Source organism: Actinomadura keratinilytica (assembly GCF_039539665.1).
Lineage (GTDB): Bacteria > Actinomycetota > Actinomycetes > Streptosporangiales > Streptosporangiaceae > Spirillospora > Spirillospora keratinilytica.
This window is the reverse complement of record NZ_BAABDO010000112.1, coordinates 1-22263: the sequence shown is the minus strand read 5'-3', so window position 1 is coordinate 22263 and position 22263 is coordinate 1. Positions and strand designations below refer to the sequence as shown.

Sequence of the window (22263 nt, the reverse complement as noted above, 5' to 3'; positions counted from 1 at the left end):
CCGCCGGGGCTCCGGAGACCGCCGTGGCCGCGGAGGCGGCCGCGGCGGCGCCGGTGGCCGTGCAGCCCGCCGCCGACGGCGAGCGGCCCGCGGCCGCCGAGGACGGCGAAGAGGCGCCCACCGGGGCCAACGGCCGTCGCCGCCGCACCCGCCGGACCCGGGCGAAGGCCGAGGTCGGCGCGGGCGACGCCGGGCAGGCCGACGCCGAGTAGCGGCGCCGGGCCGGATGCCCGGACCGGAGCGCGTGGTTCGCGCTCCGGTCCGGGCATCCGGTACCCTTGGACTTCGGCGCGTGCGAGCGCGTCGTTCGGCTTCGCACCCCGAACCCGTGGGGTCGGGACGTGCGTCCCCCGCTCGTCCGGCGGGGTCCAAGCACAGAGCACCGGGTCCAAGCCCCGGTGTGCCGCCTCCGGTTCCGGCCGGGGGTAGGCCCTCATCCGAGGGCTGGTGGAAGACCACGTGTGGGACCGGTTCATTCCGGAAGCGCGCGCTAACGAAGGGTTTCCGCGGTGTACGCGATTGTCCGCGCAGGCGGCAGGCAGGAGAAGGTGGCCACGGGCGACGTGCTCACCGTCGACAAGCTGGCCGGCGAGGTCGGCTCGACGGTCACGTTCCCGGCCGTGCTGGTGGTCGACGGCGACAACGTCGTCAGCTCCAAGGCCGACCTGGCCAACTACGAGGTGACCGCCGAGATTCTCGGCGCGGTCAAGGGCCCCAAGATCAACATCATGCACTACCGGAGCAAGACCGGGTACAAGCGGCGGATGGGGCACCGCCAGCCGTACACCCAGGTCAAGATCACCGGTATCAAGGCCGGGAAGTAAGGAGCGGTCACATGGCACACAAGAAGGGCGCGTCGTCCAGCCGCAACGGTCGCGACTCGACCTCCAAGCGCCTGGGTGTCAAGCGCTTCGGCGGCCAGCTGGTGAACGCCGGCGAGATCCTGGTCCGCCAGCGCGGCACCCACTTCCACCCCGGGCCCGGCGTCGGGCGCGGCGGTGACGACACGCTGTTCGCGCTCGTCGCGGGCACCGTGCAGTTCCGGCGCTACCGCGGCCGCAACGCGGTGAGCGTCGTCCCGTCGGCGGAGTAGTCCGCCGCACAGCGACGTTGGTGAAAGGGGCGGACCGAACGCGGTCCGCCCCTTCCTTCGTTACCGGGGCACGCCTACCACCCCGGCGCCCCGTCCAGCCGCAGCCGTCCAGCCGTAGGAGAGACACCATGGCCGCAGCCCCCCAGCAGGGCGCGCAGTTCGTCGACCGTGTGGTGCTGCACGTCGTCGCGGGGCACGGCGGCCACGGCTGCGCCTCGATCCACCGGGAGAAGTTCAAGCCGCTCGGCGGCCCCGACGGCGGCAACGGCGGCCGCGGCGGAGACGTGGTCCTGCGCGTGGACTCCGGCACCGCCAGCCTGCTGGAATACCACCGCCGCCCCTACCGCAAGGCGCCCAACGGGCGTCCCGGGCAGGGCGGGCACCGCACCGGCGCCAACGGCGAGGACGTGGAGCTGCGCGTGCCGGACGGCACGGTCGTCAAGGACCGCGACGGCAACGTGCTGGCCGACCTGGTGGGAGAGGGCACCCGCTTCGTCATCGCGCGGGGCGGGCACGGCGGCCTCGGCAACGCCGCGCTGGCCTCGGCCAAGCGCAAGGCGCCCGGGTTCGCGCTGCTCGGCGAGCCCGGCGAGGAACGCGAGGTGGTGCTCGAACTCAAGAGCGTCGCGGACGTGGCGCTGGTCGGCTTCCCCAGCGCGGGCAAGTCGTCGCTGATCGCGGCGATGTCCGCGGCCCGCCCCAAGATCGCCGACTATCCGTTCACCACGCTGGTGCCGAACCTGGGCGTGGTCGAGGCGGGCGACACCACGTTCACCGTCGCCGACGTCCCCGGACTGATCGAGGGCGCCAGCGAGGGCCGCGGCCTGGGCCATGCGTTCCTGCGGCACATCGAGCGCTGCTCCACCCTGGCGCACGTGCTGGACTGCGCGACGCCCGAGCCGGGCCGCGACCCGGTCAGCGACTTCGAGGTGATCGAGCGGGAGCTGGCCGCCTACGACCGCGAGCTGGGCGACACCCCGCTGGCGGACCGGCCCCGCCTGGTCGTGCTGAACAAGGTGGACGTGCCGGACGCCCGCGACCTGGCCGAACTGGTGCGGCCCGAGTTCGAGAAGCGCGGCCTGAAGGTGTTCGAGGTGTCGGCGGCCAGCCACGAAGGGCTGCGCGAGCTGACGTTCGCGCTGGCGGAGATGGTGAAGGCGTACCGGGCGGCGCTGCCCCCGGCCGAACCGACCCGCCTGGTGATCCGGCCGCGCCCGGTCGGCGGCGCCGACTTCGAGATCAAGGACATGGGGGGCAACACCTACCTGATCACCGGGGAGAAGCCGGTGCGCTGGCTGCGCCAGACCGACTTCACCAACGACGAGGCGGTGGGCTACCTGGCCGACCGGCTGGCCCGGCTGGGCGTGGAGGAGGCGCTGGCCGAGGCGGGCGCGGCCGCGGGCGCCACCGTGCTGATCGGCACCCCGGACGACTCGGTCGTCTTCGACTGGGAGCCGGACGTGCCCGCCGGCGGCGGCCCCGGGCACGGCCCGCGCGGCACCGACAGCCGCCTCGACGGCCGCTGACCCGCAGACCCGACCACCCGCGACGTGAACCACCATTCGGCTCCATCGGCAAGGGAGAGCATGAGCAGCGACCGCAGCGCCGTGATGACGGCCGGCGACGAGCTCGCGCGGGCGCGTGAGGCGTTCGCCCGGGCCCGGCGGATCGTGGTGAAGGCGGGGTCGTCCTCGCTGACCACTCCGCTCGGCACCATCGACGCCGACCGGGTGGACGCGCTGGTCGACGTGCTGGCCGCCCGGCGCGCCGCGGGCGGGGAGATCGTGTTCGTCTCGTCCGGCGCGATCGCCGCCGGCCTCGGCCCGCTGGGCCTGGCGCGCCGCCCGTCCGACCTGGCGCTGCAGCAGGCCGCGGCCAGCGTGGGCCAGGGCCTGCTGATCGCCCGCTACACCTCCTCGTTCGCCCGGTACGGGCTGACGGTCGGGCAGGTGCTGCTCACCCCCACCGACATGATCCGCCGGGCCCAGCACCGCAACGCCCAGCGCACCCTGGACCAGCTGCTCGCCCTGGGCATCGTGCCGATCGTCAACGAGAACGACACGGTGGCCACCGACGAGATCCGGTTCGGCGACAACGACCGGCTGGCCGCGCTGGTCGCCCACCTGACCCGCGCCGACGCCCTGCTGCTGCTGTCGGACGTGGACGCCCTCTACACCGGCGACCCGCGCCGCCCCGGCGCCCGCCGCGTCGAACAGGTCCGCGAACCCGCCGACCTCGAGGGCATCCGCCTCGGCGGGCCGAACCAGACGCGCAAGGTCGGCACCGGCGGCATGATCACCAAGATCGAGGCGGCGCGGATCGCGGGCGTGCCGGTGGTGCTGACCAACGCCGCGTCCGCCGCGCACGCCCTGGCCGGAGAGCCCGTCGGGACGTACTTCCACCCGTCCCGGGAGAGCCGCATGTCCACCCGGCACCTGTGGCTGGCGCACGCCACCACCGGGCAGGGCCGCATCATCCTGGACGCGGGCGCGGTCGAGGCCGTCGTCAAGCGCCGCAAGTCGCTGCTGCCCGCCGGGGTGACCGGCGTGCAGGGCGACTTCGCCGCGGGCGACCCGGTGGACCTGTGCGGCGCGGACGGCCGCGTGGTGGCGCGCGGACTGGTGAACTACGACGCGGGGGAGATCCCCGACCTCATGGGCCGCTCCACCCGGTGGCTGGCCCGCGAGCTGGGCCCCGAATACCAACGCGAGATCATCCACCGCGACGATCTCGTGATCCTGGACGTGTGACCGAACCTGGACAGTGAGGAGCCGGTGATGGGTGAGCAGGACCGGGAGCGCGAGGAGTTCCTGCGCGTGGCGCGGCTGGCCAAGGGCGCCACGGCGACGCTGGCGCCGCTGCCGCGCGCCGCCAAGGACGCGGCCCTGCACGCGATCGCCGACGGGCTGACCGCCGCCGCGCCCGAGATCGTCAAGGCCAACGCCGGCGACGTGGCGCGGGCCCGGGAGGCGGGCACCTCCGAGTACATGATCGACCGGCTGAGCCTGTCGACCGAGCGGATCGCGGCGGTCGCCGAGGCGGTCCGCAAGGTCGCCGCGCTGCCCGACCCGGTCGGCGAGACGGTGCGCGGCAGCGTCCTGCCCAACGGGCTGGAGCTGCGGCAGATCCGGGTGCCGCTGGGCGTGGTCGGCATCATCTACGAGGGCCGCCCCAACGTCACCGTGGACGCCGCCGCGCTGTGCCTCAAGAGCGGCAACGCGGTGATGCTGCGCGGCTCGTCGTCGGCGGTCGAGTCCAACACGGTGCTGGTGCGGGTGATGCAGGAGGCGCTGGCCGGCACGGCGGTGCCGCCGGAGGCGGTCCAGCTCGTGCCCGGCACCAGCCGCGAGTCGGTCCGGCACCTGATGCGGGCGCGCGGCCTGGTGGACGTGCTGATCCCGCGCGGCGGCGCGTCGCTGATCAACTCGGTGGTGGAGGAGTCGACCGTCCCGGTGATCGAGACGGGGGTCGGCAACTGCGCGGTGTACGTGGACGCCTGGGCCGACCTGGACATGGCGGTCGAGATCGCCGTCAACGCCAAGACCCAGCGGCCGTCGGTGTGCAACGCCGCCGAGACGCTGCTGGTGCACGAGGCCGTCGCCGAGGAGTTCCTGCCGCGGGTGCTGGACGCGCTGCGCGCCAAGGGCGTCACCGTGCACGGCGACGAGCGGGTCCGCGACTGCGCGGCCCGCCACGGCCACGACGGCGTCGTCCCCGCCACCGAGGACGACTGGTACGCCGAGTACCTGTCGCTGGACCTCGCCGTCCGCGTCGTCGACTCCCTGGACGAGGCGGTCGCGCACATCCGCGAGTACGGTTCCGGGCACACCGAGGCGATCGTCACCGGCTCCCAGCAGGCGGCCCGCCGGTTCGTGGCGACGGTCGACTCGGCCGCGGTCATGGTCAACGCCTCCACCCGCTTCACCGACGGGGAGGAGTTCGGCTTCGGCGCCGAGATCGGCATCTCGACCCAGAAGCTGCACGCCCGTGGCCCCATGGGGCTGCCGGAGCTGACGTCCACCAAGTACGTGGTGACCGGCGAGGGCCACCTGAAGGGGCAGACCCCGCCCGCCTCCTGAGGCCGCCGCTCGGCGCCCTGCGCGGCGCCCCAGCGGCGGTTCGGCGCCGACGACGAACCCGCCGTGCGGCCCGCAGCGTCCCGCCGACGCTGCGCGCCCGCTCGGCCATGCCGGCCGGCCCGAACCCCCGCGGGCCGCCGTGCCAAGGGTCGGGTCAGGAACCGCCGCCCCGGCGGGTGACCCGCTCGAACAGGCCGCCGGCCGCGGACGCGGCGCCCTCGGCGATGTCGCGGACCTTGCCGATGAACGGGTCGGCGCTCTGCGACCACGACTCGCGGTAGGCGTTGGCCGCGTTGCGGATCTCCTCGGAGATCGAGGCGCTGCCGTCGTCCTCGCGGCGCGGGTAGTCGCCGCCCAGGATCCGCTCGTACTCGCCGCCCGACGCCCACCGGTCGATCTCGGCGAACCGGATGACCGGGTAGGGGTGGGTGAGGTTCAGCAGGTTCAGGAACTTCAGGAACCCGTCGCGGACGTCCCCGGCCGCGTCGTACTCGCGGGCCTGCGCCAGGAACGCCTCGGTGTTCATCTCCGCCAGGCGGGTGCCGCCGGCCATCTTCATCATCGTGCGCCTGGCCGCGTCGAGGTCCTGCCCGGCCAGCAGCCCCGCCCGGTCGGCCGACAGCTCGGCCTTGCGGAACCACTCCTGCAGCCCCATGATGATCGCCGCGATGCCGATGTTGCCCAGCGGCAGCCACGCCAGCCGCGCGCCCAGCCGGGTCAGGATCATCATCATGGTCTGGTATACCGCGTGGCCGGACAGGATGTGCCCGACCTCGTGCCCGATGACGAACCGCAGCTCCTCGTCGTCGTGCAGGTCCAGCAGCCCGGTGTTGACCACGATGAACGGGTGGTCGGACCCGATCGCCATGGCGTTGGGCTGCGGCGACTGCTGCACGTAGATCTCGGGGACCTCCGGCAGGTCCAGGATGTAGGCGGCGTCGCGCACCATGTCGTGCAGGTGGCGGAACTGGTTGTCGCCGGCCCGCACCGCCCCGCCGAGGAACGCCAGGCGGATCGCCCGCTCGTTGAACAGCCCCGACAGCCGTCGCAGAACGACGTCGAACCCGGTCAGCGAGCGCAGCGCCACCAGCGCCGAACGGTCCGCCGGGTGTTCGTAGGCACGGGAACTGATCCCCGGAAAGCGTGTACGCGCTCGGTCCGGTGTCTTCGTCGTCATATCCGGCATGGTAAGTCCGACGAACGCCGCCGCCCCCGGGTTCCCGCGTAGATCGCCGGCCGGCCGCGTCCGGCGGCGGCCGCGAACCTTTCCGGCGCGTCCGGCGTCCCCCCGCCCCGGGCCCCGTCTGGGACAGGCCGGGCAGAACCCGGTCACGCCAGGGGGTTGCGCCCCGCGCCGACCGGGATTGAAATGCGGATCACCAAGCGGGCGCGGCGCGAGGAGGCGCGATGTTCGATCCGAAGGCCGAAGCCATGTCCACCGACGAGCGGGCCGCGCTGCAGCGGAACCGCCTGCGGGGCCTGATCGACCGGCTCCTGGCGGCCGACGGCGTGCAGGGCCGGCGCCTCCGCGAGGCCGGGATCGAACGCGGCGCCGACGTCACCCTCGCCGACCTGCCGCGGCTGCCCCACACCACCAAGCAGGACCTGTGGGACGCCTACCCGTTCGGCATGCTGGCCGTGCCCCGCGACCAGATCGCGGCCGTGCACGGGTCCAGCGGCACCCGCGGACGGCCCACCCTCGTCGCCTACACGCGCGCCGACCTGGAGCTGTGGGCGGCGATGTGCGCCCGGTCCCTGGCCTGCGCGGGCGCCGGACCCGGCAGCCTGGTCCACAACGCCTACGGGTACGGACTGTTCACCGGCGGCATCGGCATCCACCAGGGCGCGGTCGCGCTCGGCGCCACCGTGGTGCCCATGTCGGGCGGGATGACCGAACGGCAGATCCGCATGATCGCCGACCTGCGTCCCGACATCCTGACCTGCACGCCCGCCTACGCGCTGCGGCTGGGCGAGGCGGCCGCCGAGGCCGGCGCGGACCTGTCGTCGCTGCGCGCCGGGGTGTTCGGCGCCGAGCCGTGGTCGGAGGAGATGCGCACCGCCATCGAGGCCGTCCTGCCGGTCAAGGCCCTGGACATCTACGGCCTGTCGGAGGTCATCGGGCCGGGCGTGGCCGCCGAATGCCTGGAGCAGAACGGCCTGCACGTCAACGAGGACCACTTCATCGTCGAGACGATCGACCCGCGGACCGGCGAACCGTGCGCCGACGGGCAGCCCGGCGAACTGGTGTTCACCACCCCCACCAAGCAGGCGCTTCCGCTGCTGCGCTACCGCACCGGCGACATCGCCTCCCTCACCCGCGGCCCCTGCGGCTGCGGCCGGACGCTGGCGCGGATGAGCAAGGTCACCGGCCGCGCCGACGACATGCTGGTGATCCGCGGCGTCAACGTCTACCCCAGCGAGGTGGAGCGGGTGCTGCTGGCGTCCGGCCTGGTCGGCCCGCACTACCAGCTCGTCGTCGACCGCCGCCGACCCGCCGCCCGGCTGATCGTGGCATGCGAGCCGCACGCGGGCGCGGCGGCGTCCGCCGAGCTGGCCAAGCTGCTGCGCGCCGAGATCGGCCTGACCGCCGAGGTGCGCGCCCTGCCCGTGGGCGCCGTCCCGCGCGTGGAGATCGGCAAGGCGGTGCGGGTCGTCACATGGGAGTCCGGCGAACCCCCCATCCCGGGCCTGGACCGGCCGCTGACGGCCACCTGACCGCCCCCCGGGGGATTCGAAGACCCCCATCGCTGGCTATTCTCGTCGCCATGACGCAAAAGCGGCGACTGGGGATCATGGGCGGCACGTTCGACCCCATCCACCACGGCCACCTGGTGGCCGCCAGCGAGGTCGCCCACGTCTTCTCGCTCGACGAGGTGGTGTTCGTGCCCACCGGCCGCTCGGCGCACAAGGAGGGCCGTCTGATCACCCCCGCCGAGGACCGCTACCTCATGGCGGTGATCGCCACCGCGTCCAACCCCCGCTTCTCGGTCAGCCGGATCGACATCGACCGCCCCGGCCCCACCTACACCGTGGACACCCTGCGCGACATGCGCCGCCTGCACGGCCCCGACACCGAACTGTTCTTCATCACCGGTGCCGACGCCCTCAGCAAGATGCTCACCTGGCACAACGCCGAGGAGCTGTTCGAGCTGGCGCACTTCATCGGCTGCACCCGCCCCGGGCACAAGCTGGCCGACCCGGGACTGCCCGACGGCCGGGTCAGCCTCATGGAGGTGCCCGCCCTGGCGATCTCCTCCACCGAGTGCCGGGACCGGGTCCGCGCCGGCGAGCCGATCTGGTACCTGGTGCCGGACGGGATCGTCCAGTACATCAACAAGCGCGCCCTGTACCACGACCAGGCCGCCTGACCGGACCGCCTGACCGGGCCGCCGCCGTGGCCTGCCCGGACATCACCCGATATCGGTTTCCCCGCGGCGCGGCCCGGACCATACCCTGAAGAGAGACCGCCCGGTGCCGGAGGACCTGGCCGCACCGGGACACGACAACGACCGGGGCCCGTTCCCACCGTCCGTGAGAGGCTGTACCCGGGAACCGTCCCCGACAGGGAGGATCGCGAGCGCATCGTGACCGCATCCGACAGGGCCGTGCAGCTGGTCCGGCTCGCCGCCGAGGCGGCGAGCGACAAGCTGGCCGACGACATCCTTGCCTACGACGTCAGCGAGCAGCTGGTCATCACCGACGCCTTCGTACTGTGCTCGGCGCCCAACGACCGGCAGGTCCGCGCCATCGTCGACGAGATCGAAAAGCGCCTGCGCGAGGACGCCGACGCCAAACCCGTCCGCCGCGAGGGCGAACGCGAGGGCCGCTGGGTGCTGCTCGACTACATCGACGTCATCGTGCACATCCAGCACGAGGAGGACCGCGTCTACTACAGCCTGGAACGGCTGTGGAAGGACTGCCCCCTCATCGAACTGCCCGAGAGCATCAACGCCCACGCCGCCCAGCGTCCCCGCGCCGTGGGGAGCCCGCGTGACTGAACCCCGCAGGACCCCCGGCAAACGCACCCTCGTCCTCTGGCGCCACGGCCAGACCCGCTGGAACGTCGAGAACCGCTTCCAGGGCCGCACCGACATCCCCCTCGACGAGACCGGGGTCCGGCAGGCCGAACGCGCGGCCAGGCTGCTGGCGGCGCTGCGCCCCACCGCGATCCTGGCCTCGCCCCTGCAACGCGCCGCCCGCACCGCCGACGCCCTGGCCGCCCTCACCGGCCTGCCCGTCCGGCACGACCCCGACCTGGTCGAACGGCACGGCGGCGCCTGGGAGGGCCTCACCGGCCAAGAGATCAGGGAACGCTACCCGGCCGAACGCGCCGTCTGGCAGCCCCCCGGCGGCGAGACCGCGGCCCAGGTCGGCAAGCGCGTCAGCGCCGCCCTCGAACGCGCCGCCGACGACCTGCCCCCCGACGGGCTGCTCGTCGTCGCCTCCCACGGTGCCGCCATCCGCCTCGGCATGTGCCAGATGCTCGGCCTCCCCGAAGAGGTCTGGGACGGCATCGGCGGCCTGTCCAACTGCTGCTGGTCCGTCCTCGCCGAACGGCGCAACGGCGGCTGGCGCCTGGCCGAGCACAACGCCGGCACCCTCCCCGAACCCGTCCTCAGCGACGACCGCACCGACAACGGCACCTGAATCGATTCGAGACCACCGCCCCTGTTCCTATACACTGGCGGAGCGCTGCGGGATGAACGTCCACGCAGTGGCGGGGCTATGGCGCAGTTGGTAGCGCGCCTCCATGGCATGGAGGAGGTCTGGGGTTCGAATCCCCATAGCTCCACTCGGGAGATGGGAGAGGTGTGCCCGCAGAAAGCGCGGGCCGCCTCTCCCTCGTCGTTTCTCCCGGGGGGGCGACCCCCCGGACCCCCCGAGTGCGGCTCGCGTAGAACGCTCGCCGCGGCGGCCGCGCAGGCCCGCGGATGTTTTTTGGGGCTTCGCCCCTTGCCCCCCTTGTTGTGATCGCTTGGTGGTTGGGTGCGAGTCTCTGGGGGTTGGGGCTTCGCCCCTTGCCCCCTTCTCATGGGTGCTTGTTGGTTGGGTGCGGGTCGGTGGGGGTTGGTGAGCTTCGCTCACTTCGTGGTTGGGGCTTCGCCCCTTGCCCCCTTCTCGTGGGGTGCTTGTTGGTTGGGTGCGGGTCGGTGGGGGTTGGTGAGCTTCGCTCACCTCGTGGGGCCATGCTTTTCAGACCCGTGGATCCTGGTGGTTGGGGCGGCCGCCGTCTGTGCGGCTCTACGGCGCCGCCGGGCCGCAACGTCATCGACCGGCTTGAGCGACGACGCGGCAGGGCCACCCGCCATGCCCGGGGGGATCTTGAGGATCAGCTGTGCGACCGGGGCGGCCATCGGGGCGTCCGCCGCCCGCTGCGGACCGGGGGGCGGACGCCTGCCCCGCCGACAGCCCGACGCGGACGAACACCGCATCAACCGGCTCGATGTGAAGTGAGGTACGGCATCGCCGCCCACACCCACGCTCGGCCGTCACCTCCATGCCGGGGCGGCCTGGCCACCGCGCTGCTGCGGGCCATCGGCCTGGCATGGGTGGCGCATGAGAATCATCGGGGAGTTGGGGCAGGCACGGCCGGTTTGGGCAGCGGGGCGTTGCGGTGTGGGGCACGAGGGCTGCTTCGGGGCGGCGAGGGGATATATGTGGCGCGAGTGGTGTCCCGAGTGCACTAAGCTTTTCGTTGGTCGGTCGGACCGACGTCCGGGGCTATGGCGCAGTTGGTAGCGCGCCTCCATGGCATGGAGGAGGTCTGGGGTTCGAATCCCCATAGCTCCACTCGTAGTGGGAACGCCCTCGTCTCGGTGAGACGAGGGCGTTTCGCGTGTCAGGCGCGGGATTCGATGCGGGCGCCGCCGAAGAGGACGCTGCGCGGTATGGGCAACTGCCCCAGCTCGATCTCGCCGACCTTCTCCAGGGCGGCCCGCTGGTCGTCGGTGAAGGTGACCTCCAGGGCCCCCAGGTTGTCCTCCAGCCGGGCCGGCGTGCGGGCACCGATGATCGGTGCGGTGACGGCCGGGTTGAGCAGCGTCCAGGCGATCGCGACCTGCGGTGGCGTCCGGCCCATCTCGGTGGCGGCGTCCCGCACCGTGTCGGCCACGTCCAGGGCGTGTTCGGCCAGGTCCCCGTCGGCGGCCACGACGCCCCTGCGGCCTGGAGTCCGTCGGCGCCTGCGACGACCGGTCGCACTGGCACCGCGACGGCGACGTCCGGCTCCCGCGCGACCGGTGCAGGCCGCGCCGCGGTCGACTTGACTCCGCCGTCTGAGCCGCCGTCCGGTACGCGCCGGCGGCAGGCGCTGTGACGGGCGCCGGACGCCGGCCACACCGTGCCGATCTTTTCGTCGTCAAGGGTGATCGGTGCCGTGGTGGTCGGCCGGTGCGACGCCGCCGGACATCTCGGACATGCGGATCGAGGACCGCACGGTGCCCGTGCGGAGGTCACCTCATCCGGGACGGGGGTGTGCCGACTCAACCCCGTGCACCCGCAGCTGCAGTTCTACCGGTGGATGTGCGCGCCGGTCGGGCCTGACGGGGGAGTGCCCGCGCAACGTGGAATCTCCGCGCCGGCGGGCAGTGGGGCGCTGGACAGGGGAGGCGGGCGGCCGGGTGATGCAGATCACGCAAGTTGGCAGTTCATGAAGTTTTGCGGGTTGTGCAAGTTCGTCGTACGGTTGGGGCATGGCGGTGGAAATGGGCCTGCGCGAGCGCAAGAAGGCCGCGACCCGGGAGGCGTTGGTCCGGGCGGCGGTGCAGCTGGTGCTGGCGCGGGGCGTGGAGGGTGTCACGGTCGAGGCGATCGCCGACGAGGCGGGCGTCTCGCCGCGGACGTTCCACAACTATTTCCCCGGCAAGGAGGAGGCGATCGTCGCGCCGCTGGTGGACGGGGTGCGGGAGCTGATCGACGCGGTGCGGGCCCGGCCTGCCGACGAGCCGGTCTGGGAGTCGCTGCGCCATGCCGTCGTGGAGCTGCTGCAGTCCGTCGGCCACCTGGAGGAGACCCTCCCGCTGCTGCACGTCATCAAGGACGAGCCCGCGCTGCTCGCCTGGCACATGCGCGGCTTCGCGGAGCTGCAGGAGGAGCTGTGCGCGGCCGTTGCCGAACGCACCGGAACCGACGCGAAGCGCGACCTGTACCCCCGGCTCATGGCGGGGGCCGTCGGCCTGGCGATCCGCGTCGTGCTGGACCTGTGGACGGAAGGGAAGACCGACACGGACATCACCGAGTTGTTCGAGGACGCCTTCGCCCGGCTGCGCGCCGGGCTTCCGACCCCCTGAGCCCTGCGGCGCCGGCCCTGCCGTCAGGCCGGCGGCCGTACCCCCGCTGACGGCCATCCCACCCTCTCCCCGCTCGCGTCTGACGGGCCCCAGCCCTCCGTCAGGCGGTCTCGCCACCCGCCCGTAGGTGGTGCGCTGCCGTCGCAGGGGACCCGCCCTCCGGCAGCTGATCGTGACCGATTAGTCATCGATTGGGATTCGCATGGCCACGTTCCTGTATCGGCTCGCCCGGTTCTCCTACCGGCGGCGAAGGCTCGTCGCCCTGCTCTGGGTGGGGCTGCTGGTGCTGTTCGGCGTCGGCGCCGCCACGCTGAGCGGGCCGACCACCAGCGACTTCTCCATGCCCGGCACCGAGTCGCAGCGCACGATCGACATCCTGAAAAAGCGCATGCCCCAGGTGTCGGCGGACGCGGCGACCGCGCGCGTGGTGTTCGCCGCCCCCGAGGGCGGCACGCTGACCGGCGGCGCGAACCAGGCCGCCGTCCGGCAGGTGATCGCCAGGCTGCGGACCGCCCCGCAGGTGGCGAACGTCGTCGACCCGTACCAGGCCAGGGCGGTCTCCCCGGACGGCAGGATCGCCTACGCCCAGGTCACCTACCGGGTGACCGCCATCGACGTCACCGAGGAGGCGCGCGACGCGCTCATGAAGGCCGGCGAGCCGGGACGCGCCGCCGGGCTGACCGTCGAGATGGGCGGCCCCGCCACCGAGGGCATGCCCGAGCAGAGCGCCACCGAGGTCATCGGGCTGATCGTCGCCGCCGTGGTGCTGATGATCACGTTCGGGTCGCTGATCGCGGCCGGGCTGCCGCTGCTCAACGCGATCCTCGGCGTCGGCATCGCCATGGCGGGCATCACCGCCGCGACCGGCCTGGTCGACATGAGCTCCACCACGCCCACGCTCGCGCTGATGCTGGGCCTGGCCGTGGCGATCGACTACGCCCTGTTCATCGTGTCCCGCTACCGGCACGAGCTGCGGGAGGGACGCGACGGCGAGGAGGCCGCCGGCCGCGCCGTGGGCACCGCGGGCTCGGCGGTGGTGTTCGCCGGGCTGACGGTCATCATCGCGCTGGTCGGGCTGGCCGTGGTGAACATCCCGATCCTCACCGAGATGGGGATCGCCGCCGGGTTCGCCGTCGCGGTGGCCGTGCTCATCGCACTCAGCCTGCTGCCCGCGCTGCTCGGCTTCGCCGGGAACCGCGTGCTGGGCGGCCGCATCCCCGGCCTGCGCGGCGGCGACGGCGGCAGGGCGCCGATGGGCGAGCGGTGGGCGCGGTTCGTCGTCCGGCGCCCCCTGCCGGTGCTGCTGCTCGCCGTCGTCGGCATGGGGGTGGTGGCCGCACCGGCGCTGGACCTGCGGCTCGGCCTGCCCGGCGACGAGATCAAGCCGTCGCACACCACCCAGCGCAAGGCCTACGACCTGCTCAGCGAGGGTTTCGGCCCCGGGTTCAACGGGCCGCTCATGGTCGTGGTGGACGGACGCGACGCCCCGGCCGCAGCGCAGCAGTTCGCCGGCCGCATCCAGGCCCTCGGCGGGGTGGCCGCGGTGACGCCCCCGACCGCCAACCCCGCCGGGGACACCGCCGTGCTGACCGTGGTGCCCAAGAGCGGGCCGAGCGACAAGGCCACCGAGGACCTCGTCGCGCGCATCCGCGCCCTGCCGTCCATCGGCGGCGCCGACGTCCTGGTCACCGGATCGACCGCCATGGCCATCGACGTGTCGGACAAGCTGTCGGACGCGCTGCTGCCCTATCTGGCGGTCGTCGTCGGGCTGGCGTTCATCCTGCTGATGCTGGTGTTCCGGTCGATCGTGGTGCCGCTGAAGGCCACCCTGGGGTTCCTGCTGTCGGTCGCGGCGACGTTCGGCGCCGTGGTGGCGGTGTTCCAGTGGGGCTGGCTGGCCGACCTGCTGGGCGTCGACCAGACCGGTCCGATCATCAGCATCATGCCGATCTTCCTGATCGGGGTGGTGTTCGGCCTGGCCATGGACTACCAGGTGTTCCTGGTCACCCGGATGCGCGAGGAGTTCGTGCACGGCGCCGCGCCCAAGGAGGCGGTGGTCATCGGGTTCCGGCACGGCGCCCGGGTCGTCACCGCCGCCGCCGTCATCATGATCGCGGTGTTCGCCGGGTTCGTCACGGCCGACGAATCCATGATCAAGATGATGGGCTTCGCCCTCGCGGCCGGGGTGGCCTTCGACGCCTTCGTGGTCCGGATGATGATCGTCCCGGCGGTGATGGCGCTGCTCGGACGCGCCGCCTGGTGGCTGCCGTCCTGGCTGGACCGCATCCTGCCGGACGTCGACGTCGAAGGGGAGAAGCTGCGGCTGCTGCTCGGTGACGGGACCGCCGGCGCGCCGGACCGGCGCGAGCCGCAGCCCGCCGGCCGCAGCTAGGCAGGCGCCTCCCGGGGTGCGCCGGCACAGCGCGCACCCCGGGAGGCCGATCCAGACGTCGCCTGGGCGTTCATCCGCCGCCCGAACGCCCAGGCGACCACCCCTTTCCGGAAACCGACCGGTCAGGCGGCGATGGTGTAGCGCAGCACCGCCCCCACGCCGAGGCCCGCGTACGGGTCGTCCGGCGGCACGATGAACAGCTCGCCGTCGGCGCACGCGGCGGCGCGGATCAGCGCGGCGTCGGCACGCTCCTGCACGGGGTCCGCGACGCCCGCGTCGCGCAGTTCCCCGGCGGTCATGGCCACGTCCCCGGGCTCGGGCCCCACCCACAGCCGGGCGGGGGAGTCGGGGTCGTCCTCCAGCAGCAGGCTCTCCACCTGGCCGAGGCGCAGCGCCCGAACGGTGGCGGGCAGGCCCGCCACGGCGCGCTGGCCGTTGGCCAGCTCCCGCTCGAACCGCTCGGCGACCGCGCCGATCCGCTCGCTCCGCTTGATCTGCAGGATGCGGGCGACCTCGGCGTCCAGCCCGGCCCCGTCGGCGCCGTCGGCGCGCGAACCGCGGTCGGTCTCGACGGTGCGGTCGCGCAGCCCCTCGGAGATCTCCTCCAGCAGCGCGCCGCGCGCCTGGACGTCCCCGGCGACCACGACGGCCTCGGCGCCGCACTGCCGGGCGGCCACGTCCACCTCGCGGCCCACCTTCCTGGCGTTGGCCTTCCACACCATCTCGGCCGCCCGCTGGAACCGCGACTGGTTCCAGTCGCTCGCCTTGGTCTTGCGGATCGGATACTCCTCGTCGCCCTCGACCTCGAACACGCGGCGCCTCCCGTCCGCGGTCACACAGCAGATCTCTCCGCCGCGGCGGTCCACCAGCACCCGCACGTACGGCAGCGGCTCCCCGCGCGCGGCCAGATAGGGCAGGACGTGCGGCAGCCGCGACACCCGGGCCGGCACGGCGGGCGGCGGGCCGGGCAGCCGATCGGAATGCACCACCTCGCCGTCCGCCGCGAACAGCACCAGCCCGCTGGAGCGGCGCTCGCGCAGTTCCGCCAGCACGGCCTCCTCGACGGCGCCCAGCGTGCCGTGCGGCGCCCCCTGCTCCTCCAGGTCCGCGCGCAGCGCCCGCCACCGCAGCTCGGCGGCCTTGGGCGCGTCCTCGGTGGTACGGGTCAGATCCACGTACACGGACGCGTAAGGCCCCGGCCGGCGGTACAGCGGTTTGAGGAAAGTGAGATCCATGCGGCCGCCGTACCCGCGACGACCGAGTCAAACGTGAAAGAGCGCCCGGCACGGGCCGGCTCCTTACCCGTGCACCGAGCACGAATCATGTACGCCCCTTGGGGTAACGCTCGGGGCAATCGACGAGACGACCACCGGCGAAGAGGGACGTCATGACCGACAACAACCCGCGCGGGGACCCGGAGCGGCGCTACACCTCCGGTCCCGAGGACCAGGGCATCCCCGACCTGCAGGACGGCACCCCCGGACAGCAACGCGCCCAGGACCCGCAGGAGGCCCCCCTCCCCGGCGACCGCCCCATGGCGCTCGACGAGTACGGGACGACCGAGGAGGAGATGCACGAGGGCGAACCCCTCGACACGCGGCTGGCCCGCGAGGAACCCGACGTCACCGAAGTCCCCGACGAGCCCTACCGGCCCGCCGGACGCATCGTGGAGGAGGACGAGGGCGTCCGCACCGACACCGAGAAGGACGCCGTGGCCCGCGACGTCGGCGACGACGGCGGAGGCTTCACCGCCGAGGAACGCGCCATGCACATCGAAGACGAGTGACCCCGACCGCGACGGCGCGGACCGTCGCACGGTCCCCCGGGGTGCCGTCACGCGCCCCCCGCCGCGAGCCGCAAAGAACACCGGTACGGTTCGCGGTCCGCGGCGTATGACAGCACAATTCCAGAAGCCGGTCCGTCCGAGGACAATGGCGACCGGAAGGGGGACCGCGTGCGCATCGGCATACTCGGCCCGCTCGACGTGCGGGACGACGCCACAGGGCAGGCCGTGACGCTGAACGGCCCCCGGGTACGCGCCCTACTGGTCCGCCTGGCCGTGGACCCCGGACGCTGGGTACCGGTCGAACGGCTCCTGGACGACCTGTGGGACGGAGCCCCTCCCAACGGAGGCGCGGGCGCGCTCCAGGCACTGGTGTCCCGGCTGCGCGCCGCCGTCGGACGCGACCTCGTCGAACACGGACCGCCCGGTTACCGGCTGGCCGTCGCCCCGGGCGACGTCGACACCGTCGAGTTCGAACGCCGCGTCGCCGCCGCACGCGCCCGCACCGACCCGGCCGCACGTGCCGCGGCGCTGCGGGAGGCACTGGAGCTGTGGCGCGGCCCGGCGCTCGCCGACGTCGCCGACGCCGACTTCGCCGCCGCCCCCATCGCCCGCCTGGAGGGCCTGCGCCTGGCGGCGATCGAAGACCGGATCGAGGCCGACCTGACCGCCCGCGACCCGGCCGACCTCGTCCCCGAACTCCAGGCGCTCACCGTCGCCCACCCGCTGCGCGAACGCCTGCGCGGGCAGCTCATGCGCGCGCTGTACGCCGCGGGACGGCAGGCCGACGCCCTCACCGTGTACGAGGAGACGCGCCGGGTCCTCGCCGACCGGCTCGGCATCGACCCGCCACCGGAGCTCGCGGAACTGCACCTGGCCATCCTGCGCCGCGACCCCGCCCTCGCCGGATCCGTCCCCCGCGCCGAAACCGCGGACCGGCCCGCGGACGGCTCCCCGGCGCGGCCGTCCGCGCCGCCGCGCCCGCGCCGCACCAACCTGCCCGCCCAGCTCACCAGCTTCGTCGGACGCGAAGAGGAGTCGCGGCGGGTCGGCGAGCTGCTGCGCGAGTCGCGACTGGTCACCCTGACCGGCCCCGGCGGCGCGGGCAAGACCCGCCTGGCCTGCGAGGCCGCCGCCCCGCTGGTGGACACCACGGCCGACGGGGTCTGGTTCGTCCCGCTGGCCTCGGTGAGCGACGCCGCCGACGTGGCACCCGCCGTGCTCGCCGCCCTCGGCCTGGCCGACCCCGTCCGGCCCGGCCCCGAGACGCGGTCCCCGGCGCGCCCCCTGGACCGGCTCGCCGACGCCCTGACGACCTGGGACACCATCCTGGTCCTGGACAACTGCGAGCACCTCGTCGACGCGGTGGCGACACTGGCGGACCGCGTCCTCGCCGCCGCCCCCCGGACGCGGATCCTCGCCACCAGCCGCGAGCCGCTCGGCATCACCGGCGAGTCGCTGTGCCCCGTGCCGTCCCTGCCGCTGCCGCCGCCCGACGCCGACGCGAAGGAGGCCCTGCGGCACGCCTCCGTCCGCCTCCTCGCCGACCGGGCCGCCGCCGTCCGTCCCGGCTTCACCGTCGACGACACCACCGCCGCGCCCGTCGTCGCGATCTGCCGCGCCCTCGACGGCATCCCGCTGGCGATCGAACTGGCCGCCGCCCGCATGCGCGCCCTGACCCCCGCGCAGGTCGCCGACCGCCTCGGCGACCGCTTCCGGCTGCTGACCGCCGGCAGCCGCGCGGCCCTGCCCCGCCACCGCACCCTGCGCGCCGTCGTCGACTGGAGCTGGGACCTGCTGGACCGCGACGAACGCGCCGTCCTGCGCCGCCTGTCGGTGTTCGCCGGCGGCGCCGTCCCCGACGCCGCCGTCCGCGTGTGCGCGGCGGGCGGCCCGGACGGCCCCGACGCCGCCGACGTGCTCGACGTCATCGCCTCGCTCGTGGAGAAGTCGCTGGTCATCGCGGACGGCGCCGCACAGGTCCGCTACCGGCTGCTGGAGACCGTCCGCGTGTACGCGGCCGAACGCCTCGCCGAGGCCGGCGAGGGCGACCGGGTCCGCGACGCGCACGCCGCCTACTTCACGGAACTGGCCGAACGCGCCGAACCCGAACTGCGCGGCCACGACCAGCTGACCTGGATCGCCCGCCTCGTCGCCGAGCACGACAACTGCACGGCCGCGCTGCGCCACATCGTCGACACCCGCGACGTGCGCACCGGACTGCGGCTGGTGGCCGCGATGACCTGGTTCTGGTTCGTCCGCGACCTGGAGGTGGAGGTCGGCGGCTGGCCGCTCGCGATCTGCGACCTGGCCCGCGACGCCGTCCCGCCCGACCTGCGGGAAGAGCACGCCATCTGCACATTCCTCGCCGTCACGGCCAACGAGATGAGAAGCAGACCGGGCTTCACGCAGGAGGCCATGCGGAACGTCGTCGAACGGATCCTCCCGCTCGTGCCGCCCAACCCCCGCCACCCCCTGCTCAACCTGGCCGAACCCATCTCCCACCTCGTCGCGGGACGGTTCGACCGCGCCGGAGAGTCCCTTGCCGAGATCGAACGGCACCCCGACCCCTGGGCCCGTGCCATGGGACTGGTCGTGCGCGGCGAACTCGGCCTGTACTCCGGGGAGATCGACGCCGCCTTCGCCGACATGACGGCCGGATACCGCGGCTTCCGCGACCTCGGCGACCGCCTGGGCATGCAGATCGGGCTCGGCGGCCTGATCCAGGTCGCCCTCGCCCGCGGGCAGGCCGAAACCGCCCTGAGGCTCGTGGAGGAGGCCCTCGGCTACACCATCCAGGGAGTGAACCCCGACCAGGGGGCCTCCTTCCGCGTGCACCTGGGCCGCATCCGCGCGCAGATGGGGGACGTCCAAGGCGGCCGCGAAGAGATCGAGCGGGCCGTCCGCATCCTGGAGAGGATCGGCGAGCACGCCGACGCGGCGGGCGGCTACCTGGCGCTGTGCGAACTGAGCAGGCGCTCCGGGGACACGGCCACCGCCCGCCGGATGCTGGACACGGCCTACGCGCTGGTCGAACCGCGCATGGTCCGCGCGGACTTCGTCCAGGTGACCGCCCTGACGCTCAGCAAACTCGGCTGCCTGGCCGCCCAAGAGGGGGACCTGTCGGCCGCGGCGCACTGGCACGGACGCGCCATGGACGTGGCACGCGACGCCGTCTGGCTGAGCAACCAGTCGGTCGCGACGCTCGTCGAAGGTCTGGCCGCCCTCGCCTCGGCCCGGGGAGACCACCGGCGCGCCGCCGAACTGCTCGGTGCGGCGCGCACCCTGCACGGCTACCACGACCAGGCGAGCTTCGACGTCCACCGGACCGAGACCGCCGCCACCGCCGCCCTCGGCGAGACCGAGTACACGGCCGCATACGAGAAGGGCCGCCGCATCACCCGCGAAGCCGCCCTCGCCCTGACCCCCGACCCCTGACCGGCGGGACGCCTCCCCAGGGACCGACCGCGAACAGACCGGGACCTCGCCGCGCGCACACGGCGAGGTCCGACGGTCCTGTACGACGCACCCCGGGAGACGGGCGCCCCGGTCACACGCGACGCGCGTACATGCCTATCGCCAGCGGGCACGTCACCACGACGATCCCGGCCGCCCACGCCAGCGTGTACCACACCGAGTTCCCGACCGGGCCGCCCAGCATCAGTGCGCGCAGGGCGTCCGCCAGATGCGTCACCGGGTTCACCTTCGCCCACGCCTGCAGCCACCCCGGCATCGTGGAGGTGTCGGCGATGAGCACGCTGCTGCCGAACGTCAACGGCATGACGAAGATGAACGCCGTCCCCTGCACGCTCTCAGGCGACGGGGCCACGAGCCCCACCAGCACCGAGATCCAGCACACCGCCAGGTAGAACACGTACGCCAGCCCGAACGCCGCGAGCACCGACAGCGGATCGTTGCCGAACCGGAACCCCAGCAGCGTCCCGGTCACCACCAGCATCACCATCGTGATGCAGAACCGCACCGTCTCCCCGAGCACGGCCCCCGTCAACGGCGCGGACCGGGAGATCGGCAGACTGCGGAACCGGTCGAACACGCCCTTCTTGATGTCCTCGTTCAGCGCGACGCCCAACCCGAGCATGGCGAACATCGTCATCTGCGCCACCAGCCCCGGCAGCAACTGCTGCAGGTAGGCGTGCGTGTCACCGGCCACCGCCCCGCCGAACACGTACAGGAACAGCAGCAGGAACACCACCGGCAGCAGCGTCGAGTCCAGCAGCTTGTCCGGCGAATGCCGCATCTGGGCCACTTTGCGCCAGGCCAGCGTGAGCGAGTGCCGCAGCGTCCGGCGCGGACCGATCCGCCGGGGCGGCTCCGTGCGCACGCCCCCGGCCACCGTCGTCATCGCGGTCATGCCACGCTCCCTTCCGTGATGCGCTCGGCGCCGTCGCCGGCGACGTGCCCGGTCAGGGTGAGGAACACCTCGTCCAGACTCGGCATCCGCAGCGCCAGCTCCGCCACCGCGATCCGCGCCTCGTCCAACCGCCGGACCACGGCCGGCAGCACACCCGGGTCCGTCACGGGCGCGGTGACCAGCCCCGTCGTCTCGTCCGCCGCGGGCTCGGCACCGACCAGCGCGCCGACGATCGCGGCCAGCTGCGCCACCCGGTGCCGCGCCGCCGCCCGCACCGTCAGCGTCTGCCGCCCGATCCGCGTCTTCAGCTCGGCGGACGTGCCCTCGGCGATCACCCGCCCGTGGTCGAACACCGCGATCCGGTCCGCCAGCTCGTCGGCCTCCTCCAGGTACTGCGTGGTGAGCAGCACGGTCGCGCCGTCGTCCACCAGGGCGCGGACGGTGTCCCACACCTCGTTGCGGGCCCGCGGGTCCAGCCCCGTCGTGGGTTCGTCCAGGTAGATCACCTGGGGCCGGTTGACCAGGCTCGCCGCCAGGTCCAGACGGCGCCGCATGCCGCCCGAGTACGTCTTGACGGCGCGCCCGGCGGCCTCCTCGAGCCGGAATCCGGCGAGCAGCTCCCGCGCCCGGGCCCGCGCCTCGGCCCGCCCGAAGTCCAGCAGCCGGCCGATCATCACCAGGTTCTCCATCCCGGTCAGCTCCTCGTCCAGCGAGGCGTACTGCCCGGTCAGCCCGATCGACGCGCGCACCTGCGCGGCGTCCCGCACCACGTCGAAACCGCACACCTCGGCGCGTCCCGCATCCGGCTTGAGCAGGGTCGCCAGCACCCGCACCGCCGTGGTCTTGCCCGCCCCGTTCGGGCCGAGCACCCCGAGCACGGTGCCCCTGCGCGCCGCCAGATCGACGCCGTCCAGGGCCTGCGTCTCCCCGAATCTCTTGCGCAGCCCCTCGGCGCGTATCACGTATGAGTTCGGTGCCATGTCCCGCCTTCCGGTCGGTCGCCGTTGTTCGTCCGTTGGCGGGACCACCTTCGACGGGGCCGCTGACGCGGCACCGACACGGCGCCGGTCCGCGCTGACACGGCGCTGACGCGCACCGGCCACCGTTGGCGGCTCGACCCGGTGAACAGGCGGTGACCAGGGGGTTCGCGGCGGGCGACGGCAAGCCGGACGGCTTGATTTGACGGGGGGCGCGGCACTGCCTAATCTTCTTTCTGCCCCGAGGGGATGCGGGACGCCGGAGACGGCGGACGGCC

The 22263-nt window shown here is 73.4% G+C and carries 18 protein-coding genes, 2 tRNA genes and 1 pseudogene; 16 read left to right on the top strand and 5 right to left on the bottom strand.

What is annotated here, in order from left to right:
- The 6 genes and pseudogenes from ABD879_RS26350 to ABD879_RS26325 form a co-directional block, all read left to right on the top strand.
- A pseudogene (locus ABD879_RS26350) lies at positions 1-212 on the top strand (hypothetical protein); the annotation flags it as partial.
- A gap of 297 nt (positions 213-509) precedes the next feature.
- Entirely contained in the window at positions 510-824 is a 315-nt protein-coding gene (gene rplU, locus ABD879_RS26345) for a 50S ribosomal protein L21 (RefSeq protein ID WP_285497217.1), read from the top strand.
- An 11-nt stretch (positions 825-835) separates the two neighbouring features.
- A complete protein-coding gene (rpmA, locus tag ABD879_RS26340; protein WP_345024311.1) occupies positions 836-1093 on the top strand; it encodes a 50S ribosomal protein L27 in 258 nt (85 codons plus the stop codon).
- Between the two features lie 128 nt (positions 1094-1221).
- Positions 1222-2619 (top strand): GTPase ObgE, encoded by a 1398-nt coding sequence (gene obgE, locus ABD879_RS26335; RefSeq protein ID WP_345024310.1) that lies wholly within the window; start codon positions 1222-1224, stop codon positions 2617-2619.
- 84 nt (positions 2620-2703) lie between these two features.
- Entirely contained in the window at positions 2704-3843 is a 1140-nt protein-coding gene (proB, locus tag ABD879_RS26330; RefSeq protein ID WP_345024312.1) for a glutamate 5-kinase, read from the top strand.
- A gap of 27 nt (positions 3844-3870) precedes the next feature.
- A complete protein-coding gene (locus tag ABD879_RS26325; protein ID WP_345024309.1) occupies positions 3871-5172 on the top strand; it encodes a glutamate-5-semialdehyde dehydrogenase in 1302 nt (433 codons plus the stop codon).
- Between the two features lie 154 nt (positions 5173-5326).
- Here ABD879_RS26325 and ABD879_RS26320 read toward each other — a convergent pair whose 3' ends face one another.
- A complete protein-coding gene (locus ABD879_RS26320; RefSeq protein WP_378269745.1) occupies positions 5327-6349 on the bottom strand; it encodes a M48 family metallopeptidase in 1023 nt (340 codons plus the stop codon).
- 230 nt (positions 6350-6579) lie between these two features.
- Between ABD879_RS26320 and ABD879_RS26315 the strand changes: the two genes are divergently transcribed.
- The 6 genes from ABD879_RS26315 (at position 6580) to ABD879_RS26290 (ending at position 10962) form a co-directional block, all read left to right on the top strand.
- On the top strand, positions 6580-7887 hold the full coding sequence (locus ABD879_RS26315; RefSeq protein WP_345024307.1) for a phenylacetate--CoA ligase family protein: 1308 nt from the start codon (positions 6580-6582) through the stop codon (positions 7885-7887).
- 50 nt (positions 7888-7937) lie between these two features.
- Positions 7938-8540: a nicotinate-nucleotide adenylyltransferase gene (gene nadD, locus ABD879_RS26310; RefSeq protein ID WP_345024306.1), complete on the top strand. Its 603-nt coding sequence runs from the start codon at positions 7938-7940 to the stop codon at positions 8538-8540.
- Positions 8541-8756: 216 nt separating this feature from the next.
- Entirely contained in the window at positions 8757-9170 is a 414-nt protein-coding gene (gene rsfS, locus ABD879_RS26305) for a ribosome silencing factor (protein ID WP_345024305.1), read from the top strand.
- Positions 9163-9819: a histidine phosphatase family protein gene (locus ABD879_RS26300; RefSeq protein ID WP_345024304.1), complete on the top strand. Its 657-nt coding sequence runs from the start codon at positions 9163-9165 to the stop codon at positions 9817-9819. Before rsfS ends, ABD879_RS26300 begins: the two co-directional genes overlap by 8 nt.
- Before the next feature lie 72 nt (positions 9820-9891).
- Positions 9892-9964: transfer RNA gene (locus ABD879_RS26295), tRNA-Ala, on the top strand.
- 925 nt (positions 9965-10889) lie between these two features.
- A tRNA-Ala gene (locus ABD879_RS26290) sits at positions 10890-10962 on the top strand.
- Positions 10963-11011: 49 nt separating this feature from the next.
- On the opposite strand, the gene ABD879_RS26285 is transcribed toward ABD879_RS26290, so the two are convergent.
- A complete protein-coding gene (locus ABD879_RS26285; protein ID WP_345024303.1) occupies positions 11012-11509 on the bottom strand; it encodes an aldo/keto reductase in 498 nt (165 codons plus the stop codon).
- 355 nt (positions 11510-11864) lie between these two features.
- On the opposite strand from ABD879_RS26285, the gene ABD879_RS26280 reads away from it, so the two are divergent.
- Together ABD879_RS26280 and ABD879_RS26275 are read left to right on the top strand one after the other, a co-directional pair.
- On the top strand, positions 11865-12461 hold the full coding sequence (locus ABD879_RS26280) for an acyl-CoA-like ligand-binding transcription factor (RefSeq protein ID WP_345024302.1): 597 nt from the start codon (positions 11865-11867) through the stop codon (positions 12459-12461).
- 202 nt (positions 12462-12663) lie between these two features.
- The gene (locus tag ABD879_RS26275) at positions 12664-14853 is read left to right on the top strand and encodes an MMPL family transporter (RefSeq protein WP_345024301.1); all 2190 of its coding nucleotides are present in this window, start codon (positions 12664-12666) and stop codon (positions 14851-14853) included.
- 122 nt (positions 14854-14975) lie between these two features.
- On the opposite strand, the gene ABD879_RS26270 is transcribed toward ABD879_RS26275, so the two are convergent.
- On the bottom strand, positions 14976-16088 hold the full coding sequence (locus tag ABD879_RS26270; RefSeq protein ID WP_345024300.1) for a baeRF2 domain-containing protein: 1113 nt from the start codon (positions 16086-16088) through the stop codon (positions 14976-14978).
- A 152-nt stretch (positions 16089-16240) separates the two neighbouring features.
- On the opposite strand from ABD879_RS26270, the gene ABD879_RS26265 reads away from it, so the two are divergent.
- Positions 16241-16639: a DUF5709 domain-containing protein gene (locus ABD879_RS26265; protein ID WP_345024299.1), complete on the top strand. Its 399-nt coding sequence runs from the start codon at positions 16241-16243 to the stop codon at positions 16637-16639.
- A gap of 168 nt (positions 16640-16807) precedes the next feature.
- Positions 16808-20074 carry an AfsR/SARP family transcriptional regulator gene (locus ABD879_RS26260; protein WP_345024298.1) on the top strand — a complete coding sequence of 1089 codons (3267 nt, stop codon included), beginning with the start codon at positions 16808-16810 and terminating at the stop codon, positions 20072-20074.
- A gap of 112 nt (positions 20075-20186) precedes the next feature.
- Here the strand turns inward: ABD879_RS26260 and ABD879_RS26255 are convergent, their stop codons facing one another.
- Together ABD879_RS26255 and ABD879_RS26250 are read right to left on the bottom strand one after the other, a co-directional pair.
- A complete protein-coding gene (locus tag ABD879_RS26255; protein WP_345024297.1) occupies positions 20187-21008 on the bottom strand; it encodes an ABC transporter permease in 822 nt (273 codons plus the stop codon).
- Positions 21005-21988 carry an ATP-binding cassette domain-containing protein gene (locus tag ABD879_RS26250; protein ID WP_345024296.1) on the bottom strand — a complete coding sequence of 328 codons (984 nt, stop codon included), beginning with the start codon at positions 21986-21988 and terminating at the stop codon, positions 21005-21007. The genes ABD879_RS26255 and ABD879_RS26250 overlap by 4 nt, the downstream gene beginning before the upstream one ends.
- Positions 21989-22263 lie beyond the last annotated feature (275 nt).